31 protein-coding genes and 2 pseudogenes are annotated in these 26,359 nt (G+C 37.0%); 15 read left to right on the top strand and 18 right to left on the bottom strand.

What is annotated here, in order from left to right; genetic code table 11:
* Nucleotides 1-43: 43 nt before the first annotated feature.
* Both GNT69_RS06620 and GNT69_RS06615 read left to right on the top strand, forming a co-directional pair.
* Nucleotides 44-247: a hypothetical protein gene (locus tag GNT69_RS06620; protein ID WP_203554182.1), complete on the top strand. Its 204-nt coding sequence runs from the start codon at nt 44-46 to the stop codon at nt 245-247.
* A 64-nt stretch (nt 248-311) separates the two neighbouring features.
* The gene (locus GNT69_RS06615) at nt 312-515 is read left to right on the top strand and encodes a DUF6501 family protein (protein WP_203554181.1); all 204 of its coding nucleotides are present in this window, start codon (nt 312-314) and stop codon (nt 513-515) included.
* Nucleotides 516-582: 67 nt separating this feature from the next.
* Here GNT69_RS06615 and pflA read toward each other — a convergent pair whose 3' ends face one another.
* The 4 genes from pflA to GNT69_RS06595 all read right to left on the bottom strand — a co-directional run bounded on the left by pflA (nt 583) and on the right by GNT69_RS06595 (nt 4,853).
* On the bottom strand, nt 583-1,326 hold the full coding sequence (gene pflA / locus GNT69_RS06610; RefSeq protein ID WP_203554180.1) for a pyruvate formate-lyase-activating protein: 744 nt from the start codon (nt 1,324-1,326) through the stop codon (nt 583-585).
* A gap of 67 nt (nt 1,327-1,393) precedes the next feature.
* Nucleotides 1,394-3,619, bottom strand: a complete 2,226-nt coding sequence (gene pflB, locus GNT69_RS06605) for a formate C-acetyltransferase (protein WP_203554179.1) — start codon at nt 3,617-3,619, stop codon at nt 1,394-1,396.
* Nucleotides 3,620-3,970: 351 nt separating this feature from the next.
* Nucleotides 3,971-4,420 (bottom strand): cupredoxin domain-containing protein, encoded by a 450-nt coding sequence (locus GNT69_RS06600; RefSeq protein ID WP_203554178.1) that lies wholly within the window; start codon nt 4,418-4,420, stop codon nt 3,971-3,973.
* 187 nt (nt 4,421-4,607) lie between these two features.
* Nucleotides 4,608-4,853 carry a YkuS family protein gene (locus GNT69_RS06595; protein WP_203554177.1) on the bottom strand — a complete coding sequence of 82 codons (246 nt, stop codon included), beginning with the start codon at nt 4,851-4,853 and terminating at the stop codon, nt 4,608-4,610.
* 109 nt (nt 4,854-4,962) lie between these two features.
* Here GNT69_RS06595 and GNT69_RS06590 point away from each other — a divergent pair, with 109 nt between their 5' ends.
* Entirely contained in the window at nt 4,963-5,094 is a 132-nt protein-coding gene (locus tag GNT69_RS06590) for a YuzL family protein (RefSeq protein ID WP_203554176.1), read from the top strand.
* A gap of 40 nt (nt 5,095-5,134) precedes the next feature.
* On the opposite strand, the gene GNT69_RS06585 is transcribed toward GNT69_RS06590, so the two are convergent.
* Nucleotides 5,135-6,751 carry an ABC-F family ATP-binding cassette domain-containing protein gene (locus GNT69_RS06585; protein WP_203554175.1) on the bottom strand — a complete coding sequence of 539 codons (1,617 nt, stop codon included), beginning with the start codon at nt 6,749-6,751 and terminating at the stop codon, nt 5,135-5,137.
* A 241-nt stretch (nt 6,752-6,992) separates the two neighbouring features.
* On the opposite strand from GNT69_RS06585, the gene GNT69_RS25845 reads away from it, so the two are divergent.
* Nucleotides 6,993-7,127, top strand: coding sequence for a hypothetical protein (locus GNT69_RS25845; RefSeq protein WP_275411182.1), 135 nt, complete (start codon nt 6,993-6,995; stop codon nt 7,125-7,127).
* 103 nt (nt 7,128-7,230) lie between these two features.
* Here the strand turns inward: GNT69_RS25845 and GNT69_RS06580 are convergent, their stop codons facing one another.
* The gene (locus tag GNT69_RS06580; RefSeq protein WP_203554174.1) at nt 7,231-7,830 is read right to left on the bottom strand and encodes an SCO family protein; all 600 of its coding nucleotides are present in this window, start codon (nt 7,828-7,830) and stop codon (nt 7,231-7,233) included.
* Between the two features lie 65 nt (nt 7,831-7,895).
* Entirely contained in the window at nt 7,896-8,603 is a 708-nt protein-coding gene (locus GNT69_RS06575; protein ID WP_203554173.1) for a Crp/Fnr family transcriptional regulator, read from the bottom strand.
* A gap of 260 nt (nt 8,604-8,863) precedes the next feature.
* Here GNT69_RS06575 and GNT69_RS06570 point away from each other — a divergent pair, with 260 nt between their 5' ends.
* Nucleotides 8,864-9,697, top strand: coding sequence for a formate/nitrite transporter family protein (locus GNT69_RS06570; RefSeq protein ID WP_203554172.1), 834 nt, complete (start codon nt 8,864-8,866; stop codon nt 9,695-9,697).
* Nucleotides 9,698-9,759: 62 nt separating this feature from the next.
* Here GNT69_RS06570 and GNT69_RS06565 read toward each other — a convergent pair whose 3' ends face one another.
* Nucleotides 9,760-9,930 (bottom strand): XapX domain-containing protein, encoded by a 171-nt coding sequence (locus GNT69_RS06565; protein ID WP_203554171.1) that lies wholly within the window; start codon nt 9,928-9,930, stop codon nt 9,760-9,762.
* A gap of 199 nt (nt 9,931-10,129) precedes the next feature.
* Here GNT69_RS06565 and GNT69_RS06560 point away from each other — a divergent pair, with 199 nt between their 5' ends.
* Nucleotides 10,130-10,336 carry a YozQ family protein gene (locus GNT69_RS06560; protein WP_203554170.1) on the top strand — a complete coding sequence of 69 codons (207 nt, stop codon included), beginning with the start codon at nt 10,130-10,132 and terminating at the stop codon, nt 10,334-10,336.
* A gap of 83 nt (nt 10,337-10,419) precedes the next feature.
* Here the strand turns inward: GNT69_RS06560 and GNT69_RS06555 are convergent, their stop codons facing one another.
* The 3 genes from GNT69_RS06555 to yhfH form a co-directional block, all read right to left on the bottom strand.
* On the bottom strand, nt 10,420-10,653 hold the full coding sequence (locus GNT69_RS06555; protein ID WP_203554864.1) for a transcriptional regulator SplA domain-containing protein: 234 nt from the start codon (nt 10,651-10,653) through the stop codon (nt 10,420-10,422).
* 75 nt (nt 10,654-10,728) lie between these two features.
* The gene (locus tag GNT69_RS06550) at nt 10,729-10,914 is read right to left on the bottom strand and encodes a hypothetical protein (RefSeq protein WP_203554916.1); all 186 of its coding nucleotides are present in this window, start codon (nt 10,912-10,914) and stop codon (nt 10,729-10,731) included.
* 2,093 nt (nt 10,915-13,007) lie between these two features.
* On the bottom strand, nt 13,008-13,112 hold the full coding sequence (gene yhfH / locus GNT69_RS06545) for a protein YhfH (RefSeq protein WP_239094121.1): 105 nt from the start codon (nt 13,110-13,112) through the stop codon (nt 13,008-13,010).
* 291 nt (nt 13,113-13,403) lie between these two features.
* Here yhfH and GNT69_RS06540 point away from each other — a divergent pair, with 291 nt between their 5' ends.
* From GNT69_RS06540 to GNT69_RS06525, 3 genes are all read left to right on the top strand, one after another.
* Nucleotides 13,404-15,566 carry a PAS domain S-box protein gene (locus GNT69_RS06540; RefSeq protein ID WP_203554168.1) on the top strand — a complete coding sequence of 721 codons (2,163 nt, stop codon included), beginning with the start codon at nt 13,404-13,406 and terminating at the stop codon, nt 15,564-15,566.
* Nucleotides 15,567-15,706: 140 nt separating this feature from the next.
* Nucleotides 15,707-17,761, top strand: a complete 2,055-nt coding sequence (gene fdhF, locus GNT69_RS06530) for a formate dehydrogenase subunit alpha (protein ID WP_239094085.1) — start codon at nt 15,707-15,709, stop codon at nt 17,759-17,761.
* A 150-nt stretch (nt 17,762-17,911) separates the two neighbouring features.
* Nucleotides 17,912-18,673 carry a TraR/DksA C4-type zinc finger protein gene (locus tag GNT69_RS06525; RefSeq protein WP_203554165.1) on the top strand — a complete coding sequence of 254 codons (762 nt, stop codon included), beginning with the start codon at nt 17,912-17,914 and terminating at the stop codon, nt 18,671-18,673.
* Nucleotides 18,674-18,770: 97 nt separating this feature from the next.
* Here GNT69_RS06525 and GNT69_RS06520 read toward each other — a convergent pair whose 3' ends face one another.
* Both GNT69_RS06520 and GNT69_RS06515 read right to left on the bottom strand, forming a co-directional pair.
* The gene (locus GNT69_RS06520) at nt 18,771-19,022 is read right to left on the bottom strand and encodes a sigma-G-dependent sporulation-specific acid-soluble spore protein CsgA (protein ID WP_203554164.1); all 252 of its coding nucleotides are present in this window, start codon (nt 19,020-19,022) and stop codon (nt 18,771-18,773) included.
* A gap of 2 nt (nt 19,023-19,024) precedes the next feature.
* Nucleotides 19,025-19,225, bottom strand: coding sequence for a hypothetical protein (locus GNT69_RS06515; RefSeq protein ID WP_203554863.1), 201 nt, complete (start codon nt 19,223-19,225; stop codon nt 19,025-19,027).
* A 171-nt stretch (nt 19,226-19,396) separates the two neighbouring features.
* On the opposite strand from GNT69_RS06515, the gene GNT69_RS06510 reads away from it, so the two are divergent.
* Nucleotides 19,397-19,591 (top strand): hypothetical protein, encoded by a 195-nt coding sequence (locus GNT69_RS06510; protein WP_203554163.1) that lies wholly within the window; start codon nt 19,397-19,399, stop codon nt 19,589-19,591.
* 234 nt (nt 19,592-19,825) lie between these two features.
* On the top strand, nt 19,826-20,053 hold the full coding sequence (locus tag GNT69_RS06505) for a hypothetical protein (protein WP_203554162.1): 228 nt from the start codon (nt 19,826-19,828) through the stop codon (nt 20,051-20,053).
* A 32-nt stretch (nt 20,054-20,085) separates the two neighbouring features.
* On the opposite strand, the gene GNT69_RS06500 is transcribed toward GNT69_RS06505, so the two are convergent.
* Nucleotides 20,086-20,241: a hypothetical protein gene (locus tag GNT69_RS06500; RefSeq protein WP_203554161.1), complete on the bottom strand. Its 156-nt coding sequence runs from the start codon at nt 20,239-20,241 to the stop codon at nt 20,086-20,088.
* Nucleotides 20,242-20,368: 127 nt separating this feature from the next.
* On the opposite strand from GNT69_RS06500, the gene mug reads away from it, so the two are divergent.
* The 4 genes from mug to GNT69_RS06480 all read left to right on the top strand — a co-directional run bounded on the left by mug (nt 20,369) and on the right by GNT69_RS06480 (nt 22,605).
* Nucleotides 20,369-20,887, top strand: coding sequence for a G/U mismatch-specific DNA glycosylase (mug, locus tag GNT69_RS06495; protein ID WP_203554160.1), 519 nt, complete (start codon nt 20,369-20,371; stop codon nt 20,885-20,887).
* Nucleotides 20,888-21,083: 196 nt separating this feature from the next.
* Nucleotides 21,084-21,518, top strand: a complete 435-nt coding sequence (locus GNT69_RS06490; protein ID WP_203554159.1) for a peptidylprolyl isomerase — start codon at nt 21,084-21,086, stop codon at nt 21,516-21,518.
* Nucleotides 21,519-21,757: 239 nt separating this feature from the next.
* Nucleotides 21,758-22,207, top strand: a complete 450-nt coding sequence (locus GNT69_RS06485) for an FAS1-like dehydratase domain-containing protein (protein WP_203554158.1) — start codon at nt 21,758-21,760, stop codon at nt 22,205-22,207.
* A complete protein-coding gene (locus GNT69_RS06480) occupies nt 22,204-22,605 on the top strand; it encodes a MaoC/PaaZ C-terminal domain-containing protein (RefSeq protein WP_203554157.1) in 402 nt (133 codons plus the stop codon). Before GNT69_RS06485 ends, GNT69_RS06480 begins: the two co-directional genes overlap by 4 nt.
* A gap of 204 nt (nt 22,606-22,809) precedes the next feature.
* Here the strand turns inward: GNT69_RS06480 and GNT69_RS06475 are convergent.
* The 4 genes and pseudogenes from GNT69_RS06475 to GNT69_RS06460 form a co-directional block, all read right to left on the bottom strand.
* Nucleotides 22,810-23,487: pseudogene (locus tag GNT69_RS06475) on the bottom strand (vitamin B12 dependent-methionine synthase activation domain-containing protein); the annotation flags it as partial.
* A gap of 74 nt (nt 23,488-23,561) precedes the next feature.
* Nucleotides 23,562-24,044, bottom strand: a pseudogene (locus GNT69_RS06470) (homocysteine S-methyltransferase family protein); the annotation flags it as partial.
* Between the two features lie 5 nt (nt 24,045-24,049).
* Entirely contained in the window at nt 24,050-25,228 is a 1,179-nt protein-coding gene (gene metC / locus GNT69_RS06465; RefSeq protein WP_203554155.1) for a cystathionine beta-lyase, read from the bottom strand.
* Nucleotides 25,228-26,337 (bottom strand): methionine biosynthesis PLP-dependent protein, encoded by a 1,110-nt coding sequence (locus GNT69_RS06460; RefSeq protein WP_203554154.1) that lies wholly within the window; start codon nt 26,335-26,337, stop codon nt 25,228-25,230. The genes metC and GNT69_RS06460 overlap by 1 nt, the downstream gene beginning before the upstream one ends.
* Nucleotides 26,338-26,359 lie beyond the last annotated feature (22 nt).

Genomic DNA, 26,359 nt, shown 5'->3' with positions numbered 1-26,359 from the left:
AAACATAAGGACAGAAGAAAAATCAGGAAAAGAGGAATCGAATATGAACCTTTTTACAGCGAATGAATATTATGAAGTGGTTTATCGAGACGCTCACTTTTCCTACATGCAGTTTATTCGTATCGATTATATATGTGGTACTAGTTATCTTACATGGAAGAACATGTTAACAGGTGAAATGTATACTTTAGAAGAATCAGGACATTTGGGAATTCGTAAATTAAGTGGGTCAAGTGAAGCAAGTTAAAGTTGCGAAACCATGAAACTCTTCTTTATACTATATGATAACGAGTATAAAGGAGTGTATATTTATGATTCATTTTAGTTGGCATAATAGTGAAACATTAAAAAAGGTAAAATGCGTTCATACGAATGCGAATAAATATATTGTTAATCGTGCCTTAACACCAGGAAAAGAATATGATGTAAAAAACGAAACCGAGGAATTTTATTTTATAATTGATAATACCGGAAAAGTTGGCGGTTATTATAAGGAGTATTTTGCTGTTCTATAAAACAGAAGAAGGGTTCCATTTTGGAGCCCTTCTTTTTTTGCTCATAAAACAATTCTGTTTTAATAGCTTACGCATTTAGTTTTAACTTTGCGGTGAGGAGGTCATAGGCTTCTTTAACAGCCTCTTCTGTTGGAGTTTCAACATCTTTTAATTGGTACTCGAGTCCCAATGCTTCCCATTTATAAACGCCGAGTTTATGGTAGGGCAATATTTCCACTTTGTTTACATTGTTTAAAGTGCTAATAAATTCTCCTAGTTTCTTGAGATCTTCTTTATCATCAGTCGTACCAGGAACAAGTACATGCCGAACCCAAATTGGTACCTTGTGATCAGACAAAAAACGAGCGAATTCAAGAATATGGTCGTTTGTAAGTCCAGTTAATTGTTTATGTTTTTCCCTGTCGATTTGTTTTAAGTCTAAAAGAATTAGGTCTGTATAACTTAATAATTCCTTTAGCTGTTGGTGAAAATGGGGATTTGAAGAATAACATCCACCTGAAGAATCAATCGTTGTATGGATTCCGAGTTTTTTACACTCTTTGAACAGTTCGGTTATAAATGGAATTTGCAGTAACGGTTCTCCTCCACTAACAGTAATTCCACCGCCAGATGCCTCGAAAAAGGGGAGATAGGACTTTAAATCATCAATGATGTCGGAAACAGACATTTGTTTTCCTGTCCCAATTTCCCACGTATCTGGATTATGGCAAAACTGGCAACGGAGCAAGCAGCCTTGAGTAAAAACAATATATCGGATTCCTGGTCCGTCTACTGTGCCTAATGTTTCGATAGAATGAATGTTTCCGATCATGATGAAAAACCCCTTTCAAAGATAGAGGATCCCCTGTAGGGGAGCCTCTTAATTTGTTCTTTTACTTTTACATTGTTTCATGGAATGTTCGGTTAATCACATCAAGCTGTTGTTCACGAGTTAATTTGATAAAGTTAACCGCATAGCCTGAAACACGTATTGTTAATTGCGGATATTCTTCTGGATGGTTCATAGCTGCCAATAGAGTATCGCGGTTAAAGACGTTGACATTTAAATGGTGTCCTGTTTTAGCTGTATAACCATCTAAGATCGCAACAAGATTATTGATTCTGCCATCTTCTTCTTTTCCTAGTGCTTTAGGCACGATGGAGAATGTGTTTGAGATTCCGTCTAATGCATACTCATATGGAAGCTTTGCTACAGAAGAGAGGGAAGCGAGCGTTCCTTTTGTATCACGGCCATGCATTGGATTCGCACCAGGTGCAAATGGTTCGCCTGCACGGCGGCCGTCAGGCGTATTACCTGTTTTCTTCCCGTATACCACGTTAGAAGTGATCGTAAGGATAGACATCGTATGCATTGCCCCACGGTATGTTGGGTGCTTTTTAAGTTTTTTCATAAATGTTTTAACAAGTTCTACAGCAATACTGTCGACACGATCATCGTTGTTTCCATATTTAGGGAAATCCCCTTCTGTTTCGAAGTCAACAGCTAGTCCGTTCTCGTCACGAATCACTTTTACTTTTGCATGTTTTATCGCACTTAGAGAGTCAGCGACAACACTTAATCCAGCAATACCTGTTGCCATCGTACGTAAAACTTCTGTATCATGAAGTGCCATTTCAATACGCTCATAGCTATATTTGTCATGCATATAGTGAATGATATTTAATGCATTGATATATAGACCTGCAAGCCATTCCATCATATCGTCGAATCGGTCCATGACTTCTTCGAAGTCGAGGACATCAGAAGTAATTGGACGGAACGTAGGCCCTATCTGGATTTTAAGTTTTTCATCGATGCCACCATTAATTGCATAAAGTAATGCTTTTGCAAGATTAGCACGAGCTCCGAAGAACTGCATTTGCTTACCAATTCTCATTGCAGATACACAGCAGGCAATTCCGTAATCATCGCCATATTCTGTCCGCATTATATCATCGTTTTCATATTGGATTGCACTTGTCTTAATAGACATTTTTGCACAATATTTTTTGAAGTTTTCTGGAAGTTGCGTAGCCCAAAGTACAGTTAAGTTTGGCTCTGGCGCAGGTCCAAGATTATCAAGTGTATGAAGGAAACGGAAAGAGTTCTTTGTCACAAGCGCACGTCCATCTAATGCCATCCCGCCAATAGATTCAGTTACCCATGTAGGATCGCCGCTGAACAATTCGTTATAATCTGGTGTTCTAGCGAATTTGACTAGTCGTAACTTCATTACAAAATGATCAACAAGTTCTTGTGCTTCTTGTTCTGTAAGCGTACCATTAGCAAGGTCGCGCTCCACATAAATATCAAGAAATGTAGACACACGTCCAAGGCTCATAGCTGCACCATTTTGTTCTTTAACGGCTGCAAGATAGGCAAAGTAAACCCATTGGAATGCCTCTTTTGCGTTCGTTGCTGGTTTAGAAATATCATAGCCATAACTTTCAGCTAACTTTTTCAATTCATTTAAGGATCGATACTGTTCCGAAATTTCCTCGCGAAGCCGCATAGTATCTTCAGTCATAATTTTGCTTGTTGAGTCATGGTCTTTTTTCTTTTGTTTCATTAAGAAATCAACACCGTAAAGTGCCACACGGCGATAGTCGCCGATGATTCGGCCACGACCGTATGCATCTGGTAAACCGGTAATAATCCCAGCTTTTCGAGCTAACAGCATTTCTTTCGTATAAGCATCAAATACACCTTGGTTATGAGTTTTGCGGAAATCGGTAAAGACTTTCTCGACTTCTTCATTTAATTTATAGCCATACGATTCAAGAGAGGATTGTGCCATCCTAATGCCACCAAAAGGCTGCATTGAACGCTTAAATGGCTTATCAGTTTGAAAACCGACAATCGTTTCTTTCTCTTTATCAAGATATCCAGGAGCATGAGAAGTAATTGTCGAAACAACCTTTGTATCCATATCAAGAACTCCGCCGTTATCGCGTTCCTGTTTTGTTAAATCCATAACTTGTTTCCAAAGTTCGTTTGTTGCATCCGTTGCCTCTGCAAGGAATTCATCATCACCGTTATATTGTTTGAAGTTTTTAAGTATAAAATCACGCACGTTTATTTCTTTTTGCCAAGTTCCAGCAGCGAATTCTTTCCATTGTTCCATTATTGCTTCACCTCTAAATGTCTTTTTGGTTATATAACAGTTGCTACACTTACATCATACTACGGCTGTAACAGTTGTGGTGTGACAAATTTGTGAAATAGTTAATAACGCTTTAAAATAGAGGGTTTAACTATAAAGTTAACGTGTTAGAGATTCGGTTTTCGAAAAACTGTACTATAATTAAATCCCTTTTGAAAAACTGTTATATAGAAGTTGTGGATAATATTTGTGAATGAGAGTTAATTATAACAAACAACATTTGCACTGTTCGAATATGGTTATGAACCTTTTGTGAATAGATCCCAATTTTTGTTGGAAAATAAAAAACAGGAGTCTGACTCCTGAAGAGTTTTAATCAACAATTATATAGGCAATCATCGGTCCATTATTATCTTTATCGTGATGAGTTAAACAAATAAGCCGATAAATGCCATCTTTATTAAATTCTAATGGGACAATTGTTTCTTCTCCCTTTTTTACTGTTCCAGTAATATTCGTTCCTTCAATTGAAAACGGATGTTCTTTCCCGTTAATTCCATATATATTCAGTTTTACTTTTTCCCCTTTTTCAATAAAGATGACTCCTGGATCCCATCGATAGGATTCAATCTCTTTTCCTGATTCTGTTACCGTTTTAAATTCACCGGTAACAAGGTGAATTTCTCTAGAAGTTTGTTTAGCATCTGTTATTGCTACTGTTTCAGCTTCTGGTCTGTCTAAGAGAAGTAATCCTATTGAGGTTACTATAAATAATAAGATGGCTGTTATTAAATACTCTCTCTTAATTACAAGAAAATGCATTGTTCTCCCCCTTTAAATAGTCATATGTTTATCCTATGCAGATGCCCACTTAAAACTTGTCTACTATTTTTCGTTTATGACATCTAATGACTATATTTTTTTACTTTAAAATCTCTTTGTTTTGTAATGATGAAAGAAACAGAATGAACAACAAAAAAACTGCCATGATGACAGTTCTTTTTATCCTTTATTTTCCGAACCTTTGGTCAACTTGACGGCAAACTTCTTCAGCCGTCATACCGTTTGCTTCAATTACAGGGCCTTTCGTTACCGTATCCTGCATCCCCATAACATTTGAATCTATTCCAGTAACAACACAACAGTCACATCCTTGTGCATCCGTTTCTTGCTTTAAGTCAACAACGTCATAGCCTTTTTCGCGAAGTGCTGCTGAAATATTTGACAAGGACTGTTCTACTCCTACTCTCGTCATATGTAACACCTCCTCGGAGGTTAAGTTAACCTATACAAATGACAATTATTCGTTAGGAAAAAAGTATAATTTTATCATTGTAATGCAAAAGTAAGCAGGGAGGTGTATTATGTCAAAACGAAAAAAAGATCCATCTACAATTGGTTTAAATTCTTCACAAATAGAGGGGCAGGGGACAACGAATCGTGAAACGGGGCAACTAAAGGCTTCGTCAGCTAGGAACAAACAAAAAAGGCATTAAGTAAATATAGCCCGGGATTATTGCAACCCGGGCTTATTCATTAATACATTTTTGAAATTTCTTGTTGTAGCTCTTGATTTTCTAGATATTCGTCATATGTCATTTGTTTATCAATGAAACCAGATGGTGTAATTTCAAAAATTCTATTGGCAATGGTTTGGACAAATTGATGGTCATGGGACGTAAATAAGAGTGAACCTTTATAATTGGTTAGACCATTATTCAATGCTGTAATTGATTCGAGATCAAGATGGTTAGTAGGTTCATCAAGAATTAATATATTTGATCCTGATAACATCATTTTTGCAAGCATGCAGCGGACTTTTTCTCCTCCAGAAAGTACGCTTGCCTTTTTTAAAACATCATCACCGGAAAATAACATTCGACCTAGAAATCCACGTAAAAAGTTCTCGCTATCATCTTTAGGTGAAAACTGTCTCAACCAGTCAACGATGCTCAGTTCACAGCCTTCAAAATACTCGGAGTTATCCTTTGGGAAATAAGCTTGACTTGTCGTGATCCCCCATTTAAAACTTCCGCTATCCGGTTCTAATTCACCCATCAGTATTTTGAATAGAGTTGTTTTTGCTAATTCGTTTTTTCCGACAAGTGCGATTTTATCATCTTTGCTCATCGTAAATGAGAGGTTGTCTAGAACCTTTTCGCCCTCAATTGTCTTTGAAAGACCCTCAACTCTAAGTAGGTCATTTCCAATTTCACGTTCAATGCTAAAATTCACGTATGGGTAACGGCGAGAAGATGGCTTAATATCATCAAGTGTTATTTTATCAAGTGATTCCTTTCTCGATGTTGCCTGTTTAGATTTAGATGCATTTGCACTAAATCTAGCGATAAAGGCTTGTAATTCTTTGATTTTTTCTTCCTTTTTTCGATTTGAGTCTTGTGCCATTTTTGATGCTAGTTGGCTTGATTCGTACCAGAAGTCATAGTTTCCTACATAAATTTGAATTTTGCTAAAGTCAAGGTCAGCGATGTGTGTACATACTTTGTTTAAAAAATGTCGGTCATGAGAAACAACGATAACTGTATTTTCAAAGTTGATTAAAAACTCTTCTAACCACTTAATCGCTTTAATGTCAAGATGGTTTGTTGGCTCATCGAGTAATAGGACACCTGGTTTTCCGAACAAAGCTTGTGCCAATAGTACTTTTACTTTTTGAGCTCCATCTAGGTCAACCATTTTTTTATCATGAAGGTCTTCGTCAATCCCTAATCCTTTTAAAAGAATAGCTGCCTCGGATTCTGCTTCCCAACCGTTTAGTTCTGCAAACTCGCCTTCAAGCTCAGCTGCTTTCATTCCGTCTTCGTCTGTAAAATCAGCCTTCATGTAAATCGCGTCTTTCTCTTGCATTACTTCATATAGACGACTGTGCCCCATAATTACGACTTTTATCACTTCATCTTCTTCGTATTCAAAATGATTCTGCTTTAAGACAGCAAGTCGTTCACCTGGTGTAATGGAAACATTTCCATTTTGTGGTTCAATTTCTCCTGATAATATTTTAAGAAAAGTAGATTTTCCGGCCCCATTTGCGCCAATTAATCCGTAGCAATTCCCTGGAGTAAACTTAATGTTCACATCCTCAAAAAGTTTTCGGTCGCCGTATCTTAAACCCACATTATTTACAGTAATCATGTATAGCCTCCATTAATAATAATCCAAAGCATTATAACATATAGAAGATGTTAGGTGAATGGTTTCAAAAGAAACTTTAGGAAAACGAGTTTTGACTGGATAAATAAAGGGGATATATTCTACAGAAATAAAAGCCTAAGGGAGCATAAATATTTTTTCAAATTTTTTGCTCGAGTTCACACATTTTTCATAATTTTGATGTAAAATAAAATCAAACAGGTAGGATAAAGGGGTTTTCGAAATGGCGAATAAGCAGCTGATTGATTTTGTTAACCGATTAAAAAAATCTGGAATAAAAATCAGCTTCACCAAGCCGAAATCTGAATTTTACTCGCTTCAACAAAATGATAAACGTCCAACGATCAATTCACATTAATTATAACTACTAAAAAGAACAAAAAAGCGTGTTCAAAAAATACACGCTTTTTTGTCGTTTTAATAATGCCTTGCACTTAAAAGGCGCATCTGCTCTAGTTTTTTTAAATTTCTTTCATAATTTTCTTGAAGACTTCATCTTTATCAAAATCTTCACCCATTGGAAATTTCTTTATGAATTTGTTGTTTTCATCAATTAAATAAATGAAAGCACTGTGTACATAAAAACCATTCCCAGGGTCACGATATTGGAACTGAAAAGTATCAGCTACCTCTCTAATTTTTAGCTGTTCTTCTTTAATATTGCTAGGATCGCCTGTAAGTAATATCCAATTTCCGTCATTTTCAATTTCGAACGCATTCATGTATTTTCGGAGAATCTCTGGTGTATCACGGTATGGATCAATTGTAATGGTTACAAACTGGACTTTCTCTCCAAAGACGCCTTCATTCGCAAGATCCTGCTTTAGCTGATTCATTTTATGAGTGGTAGTTGGACATATATCTGGACAATAAGTGTAAATAAATTCGATTAACTTTATTTTTTTATCAGAATCACCAAAACGATAAAATTCCTCATCGTGTGTAAATAGAGTAATATTTTCTGGGATTTGCGCATTTGCATCACGAATTAAGAAAAATGAAATTCCCGATCCAATACCTATCACCACAATTAACGCACTTATAAGATAGATTTTCTTCATCCCCAACAACTCCGTTTCAACCTAATTATTGTTTATCATCTTCAAACCAGTCTTTTCGTTGTTGGTTATTCTATATTGCAATATTCTACTGGGCAATTTTCGCAGGATATTTCTGTTTTCAAGTAATTTAAGTCGTGGACAATGATTTTTTTTCGGTCAATGGAGATGATTCCTTCATCGCGCAACTCTCCTAACATTCGACTGACACTTTCTCTAGCGGTCCCACAATAGTTTGCTAAATCTTGGTTAGTTAAACTTACATTAATATAAATTCCGTTACTACGATGTACTCCATAGCTATTACATAATCGAATTAAGGTTGAATATAGTGCGCCTTTTTTCCCGTTTAACACTAAGTCACGGAATTTGGTCATCGTTTTTCGGAAATGATCATTCATCCATCTCATAAATTGATAGGAAAGTTGACTGTTATTAAATAGGATTTTTTCGAGATCTTCGATATTAATTGCTGCTGCTTCTCCATTTTCTATTGCCTTGGCATTAAACAAATAGCGAGGATCCATCGTAAATAAAGTAAGTTCACCAACGATGTCATTGTGAGTGCATAGGCGAAGATACAATTCTTTTCCTTCTGGATTCATTTTTGAAATTTGGATTTTTCCGGAAAGGAGAACATACATTTCCGTGGCGACCTGTCCTTCTTGAAATAAAAATGTCCCTTTCTCAAACTTAACGATTCGATTAGCTGCTTTAAGCAGTTCATCAAGCTCGTATAAAACGGTCCCTTTTTTTTGTTGTGTTATCAATTTCATCCCACCCTTTTATTTGGAAAACTATCACTAAAAAATACCCCTTGGTTTTTCAACTAGATTTTCGTATGCATCTAAGTTCATTTAAAAGAAATATTTTCACAAGGTCAATAGAGAAAATATGAACGTTCTTTGACTATTTAGCAAACGTTCTAAAATCGTCAAAAATCGTTCATTTAGGAGGACTTAACAAAGAGAGAAGATAAGGATATGATTAAAATAATACAAATGTGAATTATGTCACAAAAAGAAAGGGAATTTTAATGAGTTCAAAACCAATTAATTTGGCCATCTCTTCTGCCTTAAAGAAGAAGAGTCATCTAGAAGAGTCGAAAATAAAATATCTATTAAGTGCAGCGCTAGCTGGTGTATACATTGGGTTTGGGATTGTTGTGTCTTACCGTCTTGCGGAGTCATTTTTCGTTGCTAATTCACCGGCTACATACTTAATGAGCTCGCTGTTTTTTGGAATCGCTCTTGTAATCATTATTTATGGTCGGGCAGAGTTATTTACTGGAAACACAATGCTTTTTACGATGAGTACATTGGCGAGGAAAACAACTATTCGTGATACAATCAAGAATTGGACTGCCAGTTATACGGGAAACTTATTAGGTGCTTGCTTTTTTGCTGTTCTCATCGCATTAACCGGATTATTTAGTTCGCCAGAAAAATCGCAATTCATGATGGAAGCTGTAACAATAAAAATGACAACTCCAGGTGTTCAATTATTTTTTCGTGCGATCTTATGTAATTGGCTCGTTTGTCTTGCAGCCTACTGGATTCCCTATCATTTAAAAGGGGATGGTGCGAAATTAAGTGCAACCTTATTAATCGTGTTTGCGTTTGTAGTGTCTGGTTTTGAGCATAGCATTGCCAATATGGCTTTATTCTTAATCGCTCTTTTTGTTCCGCATCCGGAGACGGTTACGATCTTTGGCTTTTTCCATAATCTCATTCCGGTGACACTTGGTAATATTATTGGGGGAGGGCTTTTTGTAGGGGGACTTCATATGTTCCTATTTTCATCAACTTCCAAACAGAGCAATGGAGGAATTGAAGAGCCTGCTTCGCGTCCTTTTCGAAAAGCACAATGAATATGACCTAATAACTTGAAAAACCTGAATGGAGAATTAAAAAGGATCTCCATTCAGGTTTTTTACCCTCGAATAAAGTTTTGCAACCAATCTCCAGCCAATCCTCCAATATACACGCCAACAATTCCTACGACTCCTGCTAGAACTGGGGGAGCAGGAATAGGGAGCCTTAGAAATTTAAAGAGGATTCCAACAATTAAACCAGCTACTAAAGCTAATACAACTTCTTTCATTTTTAATCACCGCCTATTGTTTTCCAGTTTTTTTAGTGTGACCATTTATTCGTTTTTTATGCCTATTTTCTTCCTGGAAGCGCTTGTTTTTTAGCGAAAGAGGGACTGAAGTTTTTTATTTTCTCCTACGAAAATTCCTTGTATGCTTTCTCTCTAAATGTAGGAAAGTAAAGGGAGGATAGGAAAGGAGGGATATGGATTGGAAAAAGAAAAGCCGTCGAGTAAATGGAAAATTGCAGGGAAGCAATATCAAACTGAAGATTATCATTCCAATGACGAAGCTTCCTCGGGGCTTGCCATCACCCACGAACAAGTGAGCGATGCATATATGGAAGGGGAAATCCAAGCCGCGATTGACACATCAGGTGGGCGGGAAATCGAAATTACGCGAAAAGGGCATGAGTAGATTACTTTAGTGATTATGAATTAGTTTCAAACTGGAGAGAAACTCACCGAGGCATGAGTTTCTCTCCAGTTTTTTAATGTTTTCTATTCATAATCGATGAGTTGTTCGTATGCCTTTGTTGCTGCAGTTTCACTGGCGAATAATGCGTCATCATCCTCTATTACATGAAAAGTTTCATTGATAAAAAGAGCAAGCGCATTTGGGTCTTTCGGGTGCGATACGACTTCTGCTGCCTTAATATTTGCTACTGTAGGTACATGCGGGTTTCGATATATAACATAAACTTCATCACCTGGTTTCATTTGACTGTTGTCCATTATATCCATGGATACTCTCCTTTTTGTTTAGTTTTTTATGGCGAATATTATGTTTAGAGCGTTAGCTTGCATAGATTAAAGGTTTTCATTTTGTTGTTTTATTTCGTCCCCGGTAAGCAGGATGTTTGCAGTTTCGACTGCTCTATGCATATCAATCGAATCCCCGGGTATTTCGCTTGTGCTTGGAACCATTCCTTTGAAAGGGCTTGGTGGGGTAATTTCATTTTTTTTATTCTTATTTGATGCTTGCTTCTCGTTCAATATTTCCCACTCCTTTTTTGCTAGCTAATAGAAGATTTGTTAAAGGATTTTGTTTAAATCCTGGATATCTAGTTTCAGCGCTCTAGCGGTTAGTGTTCATGACATTCGCCCTTGACTATTGTGGTTCCTATACTCAGTTGGAGCGCTCCAGGCCACGCGCCGCTTGCGCTTTTCTTATAACATTTACCGAAAGAGGAGGATGTATGTGGGGTAAAACGTAGTAACTGTTTAACGAAAGGACGTTCACTGTTTTGTAACAATTATATTCGCCACAGACAAAATTTCGAGTTATAATAAAAGTGTAAAGAAGATAACATCTTAGGAGGCTCAACCATAGATGCTCGTTCCGAAAAAAGTGAACGAGGGACCATTTATTTATTTGCCGATTGTAAGCGATTGCATTACAGGAAGAGCGAAAAGGAAGAAAACAATTTCGTGCTTTTGAAAATGTTAAAGCGAGTTTCTTGACCGTTAAATTTAAAAACTTTTATCTTGTTCCTTCAAAATTCCATTGCTTTAAACGTCCAATTGGAAGATGAAATCCCGTCTATTAGATACTACGCGAGGGTGGACTCTAACTAAAAAATGGATTTCCAAAAAGACGCATATTCGAACCATCTGAAAGATGATTCGAATATGAAGAATTAGGAAAAACATTTGGGATTAAAAGGATCTACTAAACGAAATAAGTTTAGTGGAAATGGAAGATGGAAATGAAAAAAGTAATCTAAAATGACGGGAGAAGAACAGAAAACGTTTTCGCGGAGTTATCTTCAAAATAGAAACCACTCGTTTCAATTTTGAAACCGTTACCCTTTTGCAACACCTAAAGGCAATTCATACAAGAGGTAAAAAAAATGAGTCTTGCGGGTTGTATTCCGTATTTAGTAAAAGGGAAGAATCACTTTTTCTTCAAAGTTGAAGTGAAGTGCAAGTTCTTCAACGGAACAGCATACATCGGCTGAACCGTCCAAAGGATCCATCCGAAAGTGGATGTGACCGAAAGGTGCTACATTGTTTAGTTGGTGCCATGGTTGGGTCTCCTAAGGTGTTATCAGAAAAACTCCCTTCACTTAGGGGGTTTTTCTATTTATATCACATGATTCCTGTTTTAATCCAGCTCCTTTGCGAGGCATCTTTCACACTCAAGAAAACGAGGTGACTCTTCTGTAAGGTGAATTGTGGGAACCATCTCAAAGGATGATTGTTCACTGTTTTGTAACAATCGCATTCGTCACAAACGAAATTTTGAGTTATAATAAAAGTGTAAAGAAGATAATAACATCTTAGGAGGCTCAACCATAGATGCTCGTTCCGAAAAAGTGAACGAGGAACATTTTATTTCTTTACTGATTGTAAACGGTTGCATTGTAGGTAAAGCAAAAAGGAGAAAATAATTTATATCTTATTTAGAAAATGTAAAGCAAGTTTTTTAACCGTTAAATTTAAAAACTTTTATCTTGCTCCTTCAAAATTCCATTGCTTTAAACGTCCAATTGGAAGGAAGATGAAATCCCGTCTATTAGGTACTATACACGGGATGGATACTCTAACCAAAAAATGGATCTCCAAAAAGACGCATAGAAGAACCATCTGGAAAGACGATTCAAATATGAAGATTTGGGAGAAACATTTGGGATTAAAAGGAATCCTACTAAACGAAATAAGTTTAGTGGAAATGGAGGATGGAAATGATAAAAGTAATCTAAAATGACGGGAGAAGAACAGAAAGCGTTTTCGCGGAGTTATCTTCAAAATAGAAACCACTCGTTTCACTTTTGAAACCGTCACCCTTTTGCGACACCTAAAAGCAATTCATACAAGAGGTAAGAAAAAAATGAGTCTTACGGGTTGTATTCCGTAGTTAGTAAAAGGGAAGAATCACTTTTTCTTCGTAGTTGAAGTGAAGTGCAAGTTCTTCAACGGAACAGCATACATCGGCTGAACCGTCTAAAGGATCCATCCGCGAAGTGGATGTGACCGAAAGGTGCTACATTGTTTAGTTGGTGCCATGGTTGGGTCTCCTAAGATGTTATCGAAAAATCTCCCTCTAAGAGGGAGATTTTTTATTTAAATCACATAATTTCCTTTTTTTAATCCTGTTTTTTTGCAAGGCATCTTTCACATTCAAGAAAATAGGATGTCTGTTGCTCTTCTATCTTTTCTCCGCACTCAGAACAAATCTTATTACTTTGCATCTTTAAATGTTCAATTGAATGATGTGTCATGCTTACACCTCTCTTATATAACAGATGTTTATAAATAAAAATGTTATATAACAGTATAAACAGAAACCGTTAAGTTTGTGACGGCTTTTTTAAAAAGTTCTGAAATATATATTCCCACCGTAAATGTGTAAAAATAAAAACATTACATGTCAAGTTAAAAAAGTGACGAAATTATAACAATATCGATGCTTTTTTCTTTTCATCTTCATTTTTATGACTTACAATCAAAGTAAATAAACACATAGGGAATGGTGCCTGAACATGCAAACAATAGACTTAACATTTGATCCTGTCTTATTATTGGTTGCAATACTACTAACGATAATGGCATCCTATACAGCTTTAGATTTGTTTACATTAGTACGGTCTTCTGATAGGAATAAAAGGCTTCTCTTTTTAGGTGCTTCGTTTTCACTAGGAGTAGGAGTTTGGGTTTTGAATTTTTTCGGTACTCATTCTCTACATATAAGTGGGGACTTATCGTACCAAATACCGATTAATATTTTAGCTATTTTGTTGGCGATTACTTTCACTGCGATTGCATTCGTATCATTATCTGCTAAAAATCTTGCTAAACTTCATTTATGGCTAAGTAGTTTTTTTATGACCAATGCCGTTTTCGTTGTTCATTTCATCGGCATGGTTTCAACGAATATGGGATTTCGTTATAATCCAGTTTTTGGGACGGTTGCTGTTCTTCTAGTCTTTGGGTCTTTTTTCTTTTCTTTTTGGCTTTTATTTTACTCAAAGGGATTTTCAAAATCGAATTATGTTTGGATCAAACCGTTAGTTTCATTAGCTATAACCGGCGGCATTGTCCAAGGACATATATTGCTTACTAGAGCAACAAGTGTTTATACACTTGGGAATGACGGCGTTCCCCAATTCATTATCCCAGAGTCGCTTCTTGGTTATATCATTATAGCCATCGCAATGATTATAATGGCAGGGTTAATTGCTTCTAGTGCGTTAATTAGTAAGCGCTTAGCTGATAGTGATACGAACTTAAAGGATATTACAGATGCTCTTAACGTTTCATCGATTGTTGCAATTACCGATCCTAAAGGGAATATAACTTATGCAAATGATAAATTTATTGAGATTTCTAAGTATACGGAAGAAGAACTGCTCGGTCAAAACCATTCAATCTTAAATTCAGGGTATCATTCAAAACAATTTTTTAAAGAAATGTGGAAGACAATCGGGAGTGGAGAAACGTGGAAAGGAGAAATCTGTAATAAGGCGAAAGATGGTACTTATTATTGGGTTAATACAACGATTGTTCCTTTCTTAAACAGAAAAGGAAAACCTTATCAATACGTGTCCATTCGGACAGATATAACTAGTCGCAAATTAGCAGAAGCAAATTTAAAAGATACTCTTAAAGAGATTAGTGATTACAAATTTGCAATCGACCAATCTGCGATTGTCGCATTTACAGATGAGAAGGGTATTATAAAAACTGTGAATGAGAAGTTCGTTGAAATATCGAAATACTCTCTTGAAGAGATAATTGGGAAAGACCATCGTATTTTAAACTCTGGTTACCACTCAAAAGAGTTCTTTAAAGACCTGTGGAAGACAATCGGGTCTGGAAAGGTGTGGAAAGGAGAAATCCGTAATAAAGCAAAAGATGGAACGTTTTATTGGGTAGATACGACGATTGTTCCATTTATAAATGAAAATGGCAAGCCATATCAATATTTAGCAGTTAGAAATGACATTACTGAAAAGAAACAATCTGAAGAAATATTACATCGACAAGATAAATTAGCTGCTGTCGGACAACTAGCTGCAGGTGTTGCTCATGAAATTCGCAATCCGCTTACTTCTATGAAAGGGTATGCTGAGTTCCTTCAATTAGATGAAGAAGATCCCGAACGTCGAGAATTTATTGATATCATCCTTGATGAAATTGATCGCGTAAATAATATCGTCGAGGAATTTATGGTATTAGCGAAACCAAAAGCGGTTGATTTGCAGGAACAGGATATTATCCCTATTCTGCAAAATACATTGTCCTTACTAGAATTTGAAGCTAGAAAACGGAATGTAATTTTACATCTAGATGTTAATGAGAATATCGTACAAATTGAATGTGATGAAAATCGATTAAAGCAGGTTTTTTTAAATTTCATAAAAAATGGAATAGAAGCGATGCCAAGTGGTGGCGATTTATTTGTTAAAGCGGAAATTGTCGATAAAAATATTGAAATCTCAATTAAAGATACAGGTGTTGGAATCCCGCCAGACACACTTAAAAAGATTGGCGAGCCATTTTACACGACAAAGAAAAACGGCAATGGACTCGGACTTCTGGTTTCGTTTAAAATTATCGAAAGTCACCATGGAAAAGTATATATTGAAAGTGAACAGAACAAGGGAACAACATTCAAAATATTATTGCCAGCGAAAACAGCGTAATTTGACGGGTACCAGTAGGTATTCCGTCTTTTTTTTGAAAAGTGTTGGAAAAGAGTCAAAAATTCACTAAAAGGTGACACCAATCACACTTTGATTTGATTTAAAATGATATAAATACATTGTATATAGGAGGGAAACAGATGACACAATCAACTCATATTAAAACCGTCTGTGGCTACTGCGGTACAGGATGCGGTTTACTTTTAGAAGTAGAGAATAACGAAATTATTAGAATTAGAGGCGATAAAGAAGCCCCTGTTAATAAAGGCCAGACTTGTGTGAAAGGTGCATTTGCTTATAAGTATGTTCATGCTCCTAGTCGATTGAAAACGCCTCTAATCAGGCGTGCAGGAAAGCTTGTACAGGCTTCATGGGACGAGGCTTATGAATACATTACTAATAAACTTTCTACAATAAAAAATAATTTTGGCCCAGATGCGATTTCATTGTTTGCCTGCGCAAGGTCTACGAACGAATCTAATTATGTTACCCAAAAATTTATGAGAACAGCGATTGGCAGCAATAATATTGATGGCTGTAACCGAACTTGACATGCTTCAAGTGTCGCCGGTCTGGCGACTGTATTTGGAAGTGGATTTCCTACAAACACTCTTGAAGATATAGACGAAGCTGAAGTTTTACTGTTAATGGGTTCGAATACAACAGAAGCGCACCCAATCATTGGAAATCGTATGAAAAAGGCTGCTAAAAAGGGCTTAAAAATTATTGTTGTTGATCCAAGGAAAATTGATATGGTCAAATCTTCTCATCGTCATCTTCAGTTGCAGGTTGGTTCGGATATTGCGTTAATGAATGCGATGATGCATACCATTATAAAAGAGGAGTTATATAGTCCATCTTTTGTTAATGATCATACTGATGAATTTGAAGCATTAAAGAAACAAGTTGAGAGATACTCTCCTGAATATGTAGCTGAAATCACTGGTTTAAGTGCAGAAGATATTGTTTCTACGGCAAGAGAGTATGCTTCAGCAGACAAAGCAATGATTGCTTATACATTAGGAATAACTGAACATCAATGTGGGGTTAATAATGTTTTTGATATTGCTAACCTTGCATTGCTGACAGGACAGATTGGCAGAAGTGGTACAGGAATTATGCCGCTTCGTGGTCAGAACAATGTTCAAGGTGCTGGAGATATGGGATGCTTACCAAATCAAATTACAGGTGCAGTAAGTATTGCAGATGATGAATATAGAAGTCGTTTTGAAACAGCCTGGAATATGCAGTTAAACGCTAAAATAGGTGATACACAAACAAGAACTTTTGAGCGGATTGAGACTGGAGAAGTTAAAGCGCTATATGTTATAGGTGAAAATCCATTACTTGCTGATGTTCATATGAACCATACAAGGGCATTGCTCCAAAAGTTAGAGTTGTTAATTGTTCAAGATATTTTCTTGACCGAGACGGCTGAATATGCGGATGTCGTTCTTCCTGCAAGGTCTTGGGGAGAGGTTGAGGGGACATATACGAATACGGACAGGCGAATTCAGCGTGTTCGGAAGGCTGTGGAACCTCATCCAAGTACAAAAGAGGATTGGAAAATTCTTTGTGAACTTTCAACAAGACTTGGTTATCCGATGGATTACAATTCAAGCGAAGAGATTTGGAATGAAGTCCGTGAACTTGCTTGGGAGCTTTATGGCGGGATTACGTATGACCGTCTTGAAAAAGAGTATAGTCTCCATTATCCATGTCCAGACATAAATCATCCAGGTACAAAAATTCTTCACAATGATTTTCATAAAGGTGAAAAGAGATCTTCATTTGTTCCAGTTGATTATACGGGTCCAATTGAACCAGCTGATTCTGAGTATCCGTTTGTCTTGACAACAGGTAGACGCTATGAATCTTATAATACTCATACTCAGACTAGATTTTATGCGAATGGGGTTAAAATAAAACAAACAGAAGAAACGGTCGATATGCATCCTGATGATGCAGCAGATTTAGTAGTCTCTGACGGCAGTCTTGTAAAGGTAAGTTCAAGGAGAGGTGAGCTAACTGTTAAAGTAAAGGTAACGGAGCAGGTAGTTCCAGGTCTTGTGTTTATGAGTTTTCATTGGTCAGAAGTTCCAACAAATGTCTTAACAATTAATGAGTTTGATCCAATCTCAGGTACGGCAGAATTTAAGGCCTGTGCAGTAAAAATAGAACCGATAATAACTTAAAGTAATTCTTAATTATTTAAAATGCTCCTAACCTTTTTCCGGAGTTTGGGTTTATGTCCGTTTTTCATTCATGAAAAACGGATTTTGTTTCATACTAAAAAGAAAACTCGTCTTGGCGAGGTGTAAGCCCTACGGAAAGGAGCAGCAATTATGCTAACAAATACACAGATATCATCGTTGAAAAAAGATTTGTTGGATAGGAAAAAGGAACTCAAGGAACATGCAAAAATAAATGACCACTACGATTTACAAAGAGGACATTTTCATGAGGCATCGGGTGAGTTATCGAGTATTGATAATCACCCAGCTGATGAGGGGACAGAACTGTATGAAAGGGAAAAAGATATCGCACTCAATCAGCATGATGATTATGAGCTGGAGAATATTGATAAGGCTCTACAGGCAATCGATAATGGCGATTATGGAAAATGCATTACATGCGGGCAAGAAATTCCCTTTGAACGATTAGAAGCGCTTCCTGAAACTCGTTATTGTGTTGAACATTCGCCAGATCAAACCATTTCAACAAATCGACCAATTGAAGAGGGCGTATTAATGCCCCCGTTTGGTAAATTTGATAATGATTTGCAGGATGAGGCAGTTGCATACGATGCAGAAGATTCATGGCAGGAGGTAGCTAGTTTTGGAACGTCCGAAGGACCTTCGGATTTTTATCAGCCACAAGGCCATTATAATGACGTATATAATGAATCAGAGGAAAACATCGGTTATGTAGAAGACTATGAAAACTTTGTCGGAACGGATATCGAAGGGAAAGAGCTTAAAATCTATCCAAACAAACAGCATGAACGCTATGAAGATGAACTCGATGAAGAAGGAATGATGACTTCTTTTGGAGATTTACCCGCATTTGAGCATGATCCTTATGTGGATGAAGATGAAGAAAAATAATGACAAGGGATGGACGTTATGTTCATCCTTTTCGTATTTTTAAACCTTAACATAAGCAGAAAAAAAGATCATGAGCCATAGGCTCGTGATCATTAAATTAAAATAAAAGTTCGTAAACTTCATTTAATTGATAGGCTCTTTCATCGTCCTTTTCATTATTAGCATAGTTTATTTCCCACGGGAGGATTTTGTTTAAATACTCTGATTCCTCAAATGATAAGTCTCGAACGAACTCCCCTTCTGATGTATAATTTCCTTCTTCAATTTTGTCGTAAATTTTTTTGCTAAGGTCATTTTTCTCTGTATAATTTGCAAGGATTTCCCGTAAATAAGCTAATGTTTTTTCCATTGTTATTCTCGCTCCTCAAAATAGTTCCTGAATTTTTCTACATCCTTCACCCCATGAGATTGATAATATGGATTTTTTTCTGTTGAGTTTTTAGGATCTAGTTTGGTTTTTATGACGAGCATTGGTTCAGATGGTGCTTCAGCAATGAAACGATCATCTAATTGCTTAAAATCTGGCATTTGAACATTTTCAGTTTTTTTCATTTTCAATTCACAAACACCTCCTTTAATTAATGTGCTGTTTTTTCTGTGGAAATATGTAATTAAGAAATTACTCTAGATTCATTCTTTGAATACTTGATATGTATGGTAAAATAAAAGTAGAGATTAGCTTTACTGACGGAAGTTTCGCTTTATAAGAGGTGACAGTATATAATGGCTGCGAATGAAAAACAACAATTGAATGTAAGGATATCAAAAGAAACTGCAGATAAACTAGATGAAATCGTCGAGTATTATCAGGAAAATACAAAAATTGGCAGAGTTTATAAAGGAGATGTGTTAACGGATATTATTGAAAAATCATACGAAGTGATGCAAAAACAGAAAAAATTAAAAATGAGAGTATAGATGAATTTAGATGGCATTGCTCCAATGGCATCTTATTTTATTGAAATAAATGAAGGTATCGCCTATAAAATTTCACAAACACAACACATTTATCAACCATTCTCGCCCCTACCACGAATTGTTACAAAAATATGATAAAATTTTGTCCAAATTTCGAACATTTTTATTGCCTATTTGTACTTGATGAGCTATTATTTCATTAAGGGGTAATAAAGGGGATGGGAGCTGAGTTAGATGGTTCGGATGTCTTTAGCGGGAGTTTTAGGTTTTGTATTAGTTTTTGTTGAATCATACATAGTTATGCTTCTAAAAGGATACCAAACCATTGAATTTGGAGGTATTTCTCCCTTTGTCAGTGTTTGGGCCATGAACTTTTTCCTATTATTTGCGATTTTTACACAGGTCAAGCACTGGTATCTTGAAAGAGAAGCAGAAAATCAAGAGCGTTATAGTGAATATTAAAAGATAAAAAATAAGATGCCTTTTTTGGCATCTTATTTATTTTTCTTTTGGAACAAAGGGTCTCCTTGTTCTGCATCCTCAGCAGCAGCTCTAAGACTAGAGTAAAATAAATCATCATTACAGAGAAGACTATGTTGTTCATTTGTAGGATCTAGCTGGTCTTTTGGTGATTTTGTTTTATCCCGCATTGGTCTTCCTCCTATTTTTCCTTTTGTACAAGCATCTTGTTTTTATTATGTCAACGGACATACTTTTTAAGCATGAAATGTGGAAATACTGAAACAGATATGTAAAATAATTGAAAGAGGTGAGGAGATGAAGTCAATTGCTGATCATTTAAATCCAAATCTTGATATCGTTTTTATCGGGTATAATCCAAGTATTCGCTCAAGTGAAACAGGTCATCATTATGCTAATCCGAATAATCGTTTTTGGACGATTTTATATAAAGCTGGATTAACTTCAAGGAAATATGCTTCTTCAGAGGATAGGAGACTATTGGAAATTGGGTATGGTCTCACAAATATCGTTTCCCGGCCAACTAAAGGAGCGGATGAAATAACAAAGGTAGAATATAAAGAGGGGGGAGAACAGCTCAAACAAAAAATAGAAAAGTTTCGTCCTAAGATTGCTTGTTTTGTAGGAAAAGGAGTTTATCAGGCATATAGTAAGAAAAAAGATGTGGGGTGGGGAATTCAGGATGAATTAATTGTTAAGGGGACAATTGATTTTGTCGCCCCATCCTCTAGTGGACTGGTTCGAATGAATTTGGAGGAAATTGTTTGTATTTATCAAGAGCTTAATCAGTTAAGGCTAACGGTTAGTGACACGTAGTAGTCTATATCCCCTGCATAAGCAGGCCTTCTCCCGTCCGTACAGTGGTTAAGTGTCCCGCAACGAGCGAAATGTTCGGGAGAAGCTTTTGTAATTGTATCATAAATTCTTTTGAAGAAAAATAGGCTAGGACTTTTATTTTATCTAAAAAAAATGGTATGATAACTTTGATTTTAAACGAAGGAGTTGTTTTTATATGACGAAAAAGGGATACATACAAATGCAAAGTGGAGATAAAATTGAGTTTGAATTATATTCAAATGAAGCTCCAGGTACAGTTGAAAACTTTGAAAAGTTGGTAAAAGAAGGTTTCTATAATGGATTATCCTTCCACCGTGTCATTCCGGGATTTGTTTCACAAGGAGGATGCCCTCAGGGAACTGGTACAGGAGGTCCTGGTTACACGATCAAATGTGAAACACAAGGAAACCCTCATATGCATGTAGCAGGTGCTTTATCAATGGCTCATGCGGGTAAGGATACTGGTGGCAGCCAATTCTTCATCGTTCATGAGCCGCAGCCGCATTTGAATGGTGTTCATACTGTTTTTGGAAAAGTAACATCCGGTCTTGAGGCTGCACAAGCAATGAAAAATGGGGATGTTATGGAAAAGGTAGTTATAGAAGATTAAAAAACCCTCCCGTTGGTCTAAAAAATGACACAGCGGGAGGTTTTTATATAATTAGACAATATCCTACAATTTGCACCTCTTGTGATTTCTGAAATTTTTGAATATAATGTAATTATATGCAAATTACATCCTGGTTCTTAGGGAACTACGTTATTGTGTACAAGCATAAAGTCTGAAATCGGATGATTTGCTGATTGGCAAGTGATTACATATGATCATTTTTAAAAGGGGGAACGAGGGTGTACGAAAATTTGATTGGTAAGGTTTCTAATAAGGTCAAAAATGCGGTTGAACGCGGCGCAGTAAAAAAATTTGCTGAGGCTATAGGGGATGCTCATCCAATTTATGTTGATGAGGAAACAGGGAAAAACTCTCGGTATGGTAGAAATATTGCTCCAGCAACTTTTCCGAGAGTATTTGATTTTGGTGAGATTTCTGGGTTAGTTTGGCCAGAAAGGGGTTTGATTCATGGTCAACAATCCTATCATTATGAGCGACCATTATTCGTAGGTGAAACTGTATATTGCTATACAAAAGTAAAAGATTGCTACGAGAGAGACGGTGGCAGTGGAAAAATGACCTTTATTGTATATGAGAATAATGGTGAGGATGAATTAGGGAACACCATCTTCACTTCAGAATTAGTGATGATCATCACAGAGAAGGTTCGGAAGGAGATGAACGTATGACTCAGATTACCGACATGCTGGTAGGCGATAACCTCCTAGAGATTCAGCTTAATCCAGTCTCAAGAATGGATTTAATCAAATATTCTGGTGCATCTGGTGATTTTAACCCAATTCATACAATTGATGATGAAGCAAAAAATACAGGGTTACCAGGAATTATTGCCCACGGGATGTGGACGATGGGCAATCTTTCGAAGTTATTTACTCCGTATTATGAAGAAGGGTTTATTCAGGATTTTTCAATTCGCTTTAAAGGAATGGTCTTTTTAAACGATATAGTGACTTTAAAAGCTGAATTAAAAGAAAGAAACAGCAATCTGCTTACTTTCGATGTAGAGGCAGTGAATCAACTTGGAAAGCAAGTACTAGCCGGACAAGTCGTTTATAAAATTGTTTAATCAAACAAAATAGCCCATTCCCTAATAGGAAAAGGCGAAGGAATACGAAAAATAGGTGGAGAATAGAATTTTTTCCTTCCAAAAATAAGGGCAGGTTTCTTCTCGACTATAATAGAGAAGAAGCCTGCCCTTTTAGGTTATCTTAACACATTAAAATATCTAGCTTCTGGATGAGAGAAAACAATCGCAGTTACTGAGGCTTTCTTGACGCGGAAATTCAAATGTTTCAATCACTTTATTAGGCTGTTCAGGATCATAAATGAGGATTTTGTTTCCATCCGATTGAGCAGGGAAGAACTGGTATACTGCTCGTGGTGAAATCCACTGATTTTCTGATGCCTCGGACAACAATGATTGAACAACGTCATGAACCATTAACGCTTTTTTATCACCTTGAGCAAGAAGATTTTCAATTTTTCCTTTCACACCAAGGTGGTGTCCAATCAACATTTGTTTATTGATATAAGGTTCTACATGGCTAAGTGTATACGATTTTAGCAGATGTTTCTTTAAGTCCTGTGGCACAAGTACTGGTGCCTTACTTACCGTTTTCGGCCTTGTCAATACGGCTGTAGCGGTTGCTGATTTCACGCTCGTATCCATTTTTGTCGTTTGAGTTGCAACTTTTTCTTTTTTCTCAGCAATAATTTTTTCAACCTCATTAGGGTCACGAAGCTGGTTAGCGAGAGATAAGCCATTCATTGCATCTTTAGCATATAAAACAAGTCCGTCATACTCGCTTGCAATCTTATTATCAGTAAACTTGCGAGTGAGAGCTGCTCCACCAACCAATATTGGAGTATCAATTCCGGCCTTTTTCATATCATGTGATGTCAGTACCATTTGCTGTGCCGATTTTTCAAACAGCCCAGATAAGCCGGCACCATTTTTAACTTGAGCTCGGGCAACTTCAGCTGCTTCCTCAATTTTACCTTCGGATATCAATCGCTTAAATTTTCTGTCTTCTCGCGAGCAATAGCCAAAACTGCTTCTAATTCAGTAAAATCATAATAGGTTTCAAGGAGAATGCCATCAACTTCCTCAGATAGTAAACATTCAAGTTGCTCTTCAAAACAAGTTTTTATCTCTTCCAACGTAATCGTTGTAGGGTGGAGACCGCGAATTCCACCAATCGTTCCTAATACAAAAGTAGTTTCACTGGCTGCCTTTCTAGCGAGCTTAACGGCAGCACGATTAATATCTGCTACTTGATCCTCTAAACCATATCTCTGTAGTTTGATATAGTTTGCCGCATACGTATTCGTTTGAATAATGTCTGCACCGGCCTCGATATAGGCTTGATGAATTTTTACTATATCATTGGGGCGGGAGAGATTAAATTCTTCAAAACAACTATCTGTTCCGTAGGAGTGGAGAAGGGTACTGATGGCGCCATCCGCTATTAAAATTTCTGTTTTCAAGCGATCTAGCAACCTCATTCGACTCATCTCTCCTTAATTAAGTTACGAGAACCAGCTTCCAAAGCTTGAGTGAAGTCACTAATAATATCATTTGGACTTTCTAGACCTACAGAAAGACGAAGGAGCGTATTTGTGATTCCGCGTTTTGCTCGTTCAGCCTCAGGCATCGCAGCATGAGACATTTTCGTCGGATAGGACAAAATTGATTCCACGCCTCCAAGGCTAACTGCAAATACCGGCAGTTTTACATGCTTAACAAATTCATTGAAAAGCGTTTCGTTCTCTAGTTCAAATGATAATACTGCCCCTGGACCTTCAGATTGCTGGCTATGGATTTGATATTGTGGGTGCTCCTCTAACCCCGGATAGTGAACTTTCTTTATAAGAGGGTGATCTTTTAAGAACTGAGCGATTTCTTGTGCACTCGCCTGAGCTTGCTTCAGTCTTACTGATAATGTTTTAATTCCTCTCATTACGAGCCAAGCATCTTGGACACCTAGAACAGCTCCAAAAGAATTCTGCAACGTATAGAGCTTTTTACCAAGTTCTTCATCTTTTACAACAGCTAAGCCTGATAAGGTGTCACTATGACCTCCTAAGAACTTCGTAGCACTATGAAGCACAACATCGACTCCAAGGTCCAAAGGACGCTGAAGAAGGGGAGTCATGAATGTGTTGTCGACAAAGGTAAGCGCACCAATTTCTTTTGCTAGTTCGACGACAGCCTGGATGTCAGTTACTTTCATTAATGGATTAGACGGGGTCTCCATATAGAGGAGCTTCGTATTCGGTTGTACAGCCGCTTTCACTTCGTCAATATTCGTCATATCAACAAATGTATGTTCAATTCCGAATCGGTTAAGTACAGTAGTAACCATTCGGAAGGTACCGCCATATACATCCTCAGTAATGACAATATGGTCTCCTTGTGATAACAGGAGAAAAGCGGTAGAAATGGCCGCCATTCCTGAAGAAAATGCAAATCCTCTCGTACCACCTTCCATCTCTGCAATCAGCTCTTCAAGGGCTTCGCGCGTTGGGTTTAAACTGCGACTGTAGTCGAATTTTCCAAATTCGTCGACAGATGGTTGATGAAACGTCGATGCATGCTGGATAGGTACGCTTACTGCTCCAGTAGCAGAGTCAAATTTATGTTTATTATGAAGTAATTGCGTTTCAAAAGAATATTCGTAATTTGCCATTATAATCTCTCCTGGTTTGCCTTTTGAAAGGCTTGGTCTAAGTCCATTTTGATATCTTCAACATCTTCAATTCCAACTGAGAAGCGGAGCAAACGATCATCAACACCATTTGCTTCCCGAACTTCTTTTGGAATATCAGCATGTGTCTGAGTGGCAGGGTAAGTGATAAAGCTTTCTACTCCACCGAGGCTTTCCGCAAACGTAATAAGTGATAAGTTTTGTAAAAATGGATTTACCCATGATTCATGCTTAATTCGGAAGGATAGCATTCCGCCACGCCCTGGATAAAGGACATCGGTTACAGCATCATGTCCATTTAGGAATTCTATAAGTGCACCAGCATTCTTTTCATGTCTGTCCATTCTTAAGGCCAATGTTTTCATTCCACGGATTAACAGCCAAGAATCGAATGGGCTTAGAACTGCTCCACCACCATTAAAATGAAGGAATAAGGAATCACAAAGTTCCTCCCCCTTAGCAACAATTAGCCCCGCTAATACGTCATTATGTCCACCAAGATATTTTGTTGCACTATGAATGACGATATCAGCACCCATTGTCAGAGGCTTTTGAATAAGAGGGGTATAAAAGGTATTATCAACAATGACAAGAATGTCTTTTTCTTTAGCAAGCTTAGAAATTGCTTCAATATCAGCAGTTTCCATGAGCGGATTGGTCGGTGTTTCAATAAAAATCGCCTTTGTTTTGGACGTAACCGCAGCGGCAACGGTGTCTAAATTGCTCATATCAATATATTGACAACTTAATCCCCATTTTTTAAAACTTTGTTCAAGGATTCTGTATGTACCACCATACAAATCCTTTGACACAAGCCATTCGTCACCAGATTGAAAAAGATTAAGTACGGTTAAGATGGCACCCATTCCAGAGCTACAGGCAAACCCACGATCTCCTCCTTCTAGGTCAGCAATTGCATTTTCTAGTATTTCACGGGTAGGATTTCCGGTTCTCGTATAGTCATAGCCAGTTGATTGGCCAATTCCTGCATGACGATAAGCGGTGGATAAGTAGATTGGTGGATTGACAGTACCAGTACTTGTTTCACTACGATTTCCAATTTGAGCTAATTTAGAATTGATTTTTAACATATTCAACACTCCTATGTCCGCA

Source organism: Bacillus sp. B15-48 (assembly GCF_016879755.1).
Taxonomy (GTDB): domain Bacteria; phylum Bacillota; class Bacilli; order Bacillales; family Cytobacillaceae; genus Mesobacillus_B.
Note: the sequence above shows the minus strand (reverse complement) of the source record. Positions and strands in the feature narration are given on the sequence as shown.

What these genes read in the sequence shown, in the direction of transcription:
- GNT69_RS06620 (WP_203554182.1), top strand. Translation starts at nt 44, where the DNA reads ATGAACCTTTTTACAGCGAATGAATATTATGAAGTGGTTTATCGAGAC.
- GNT69_RS06615 (WP_203554181.1), top strand. Translation starts at nt 312, where the DNA reads ATGATTCATTTTAGTTGGCATAATAGTGAAACATTAAAAAAGGTAAAA.
- pflA (WP_203554180.1), bottom strand. Translation starts at nt 1,326, where the DNA reads ATGATCGGAAACATTCATTCTATCGAAACATTAGGCACAGTAGACGGA.
- pflB (WP_203554179.1), bottom strand. Translation starts at nt 3,619, where the DNA reads ATGGAACAATGGAAAGAATTCGCTGCTGGAACTTGGCAAAAAGAAATA.
- GNT69_RS06600 (WP_203554178.1), bottom strand. Translation starts at nt 4,420, where the DNA reads ATGCATTTTCTTGTAATTAAGAGAGAGTATTTAATAACAGCCATCTTA.
- GNT69_RS06595 (WP_203554177.1), bottom strand. Translation starts at nt 4,853, where the DNA reads ATGACGAGAGTAGGAGTAGAACAGTCCTTGTCAAATATTTCAGCAGCA.
- GNT69_RS06590 (WP_203554176.1), top strand. Translation starts at nt 4,963, where the DNA reads ATGTCAAAACGAAAAAAAGATCCATCTACAATTGGTTTAAATTCTTCA.
- GNT69_RS06585 (WP_203554175.1), bottom strand. Translation starts at nt 6,751, where the DNA reads ATGATTACTGTAAATAATGTGGGTTTAAGATACGGCGACCGAAAACTT.
- GNT69_RS25845 (WP_275411182.1), top strand. Translation starts at nt 6,993, where the DNA reads ATGGCGAATAAGCAGCTGATTGATTTTGTTAACCGATTAAAAAAATCT.
- GNT69_RS06580 (WP_203554174.1), bottom strand. Translation starts at nt 7,830, where the DNA reads ATGAAGAAAATCTATCTTATAAGTGCGTTAATTGTGGTGATAGGTATT.
- GNT69_RS06575 (WP_203554173.1), bottom strand. Translation starts at nt 8,603, where the DNA reads ATGAAATTGATAACACAACAAAAAAAAGGGACCGTTTTATACGAGCTT.
- GNT69_RS06570 (WP_203554172.1), top strand. Translation starts at nt 8,864, where the DNA reads ATGAGTTCAAAACCAATTAATTTGGCCATCTCTTCTGCCTTAAAGAAG.
- GNT69_RS06565 (WP_203554171.1), bottom strand. Translation starts at nt 9,930, where the DNA reads ATGAAAGAAGTTGTATTAGCTTTAGTAGCTGGTTTAATTGTTGGAATC.
- GNT69_RS06555 (WP_203554864.1), bottom strand. Translation starts at nt 10,653, where the DNA reads ATGGACAACAGTCAAATGAAACCAGGTGATGAAGTTTATGTTATATAT.
- yhfH (WP_239094121.1), bottom strand. Translation starts at nt 13,112, where the DNA reads ATGCAAAGTAATAAGATTTGTTCTGAGTGCGGAGAAAAGATAGAAGAG.
- GNT69_RS06540 (WP_203554168.1), top strand. Translation starts at nt 13,404, where the DNA reads ATGCAAACAATAGACTTAACATTTGATCCTGTCTTATTATTGGTTGCA.
- GNT69_RS06525 (WP_203554165.1), top strand. Translation starts at nt 17,912, where the DNA reads ATGCTAACAAATACACAGATATCATCGTTGAAAAAAGATTTGTTGGAT.
- GNT69_RS06520 (WP_203554164.1), bottom strand. Translation starts at nt 19,022, where the DNA reads ATGGAAAAAACATTAGCTTATTTACGGGAAATCCTTGCAAATTATACA.
- GNT69_RS06515 (WP_203554863.1), bottom strand. Translation starts at nt 19,225, where the DNA reads ATGAAAAAAACTGAAAATGTTCAAATGCCAGATTTTAAGCAATTAGAT.
- GNT69_RS06510 (WP_203554163.1), top strand. Translation starts at nt 19,397, where the DNA reads ATGGCTGCGAATGAAAAACAACAATTGAATGTAAGGATATCAAAAGAA.
- GNT69_RS06505 (WP_203554162.1), top strand. Translation starts at nt 19,826, where the DNA reads ATGGTTCGGATGTCTTTAGCGGGAGTTTTAGGTTTTGTATTAGTTTTT.
- GNT69_RS06500 (WP_203554161.1), bottom strand. Translation starts at nt 20,241, where the DNA reads ATGCGGGATAAAACAAAATCACCAAAAGACCAGCTAGATCCTACAAAT.
- mug (WP_203554160.1), top strand. Translation starts at nt 20,369, where the DNA reads ATGAAGTCAATTGCTGATCATTTAAATCCAAATCTTGATATCGTTTTT.
- GNT69_RS06490 (WP_203554159.1), top strand. Translation starts at nt 21,084, where the DNA reads ATGACGAAAAAGGGATACATACAAATGCAAAGTGGAGATAAAATTGAG.
- GNT69_RS06480 (WP_203554157.1), top strand. Translation starts at nt 22,204, where the DNA reads ATGACTCAGATTACCGACATGCTGGTAGGCGATAACCTCCTAGAGATT.
- metC (WP_203554155.1), bottom strand. Translation starts at nt 25,228, where the DNA reads ATGGCAAATTACGAATATTCTTTTGAAACGCAATTACTTCATAATAAA.
- GNT69_RS06460 (WP_203554154.1), bottom strand. Translation starts at nt 26,337, where the DNA reads ATGTTAAAAATCAATTCTAAATTAGCTCAAATTGGAAATCGTAGTGAA.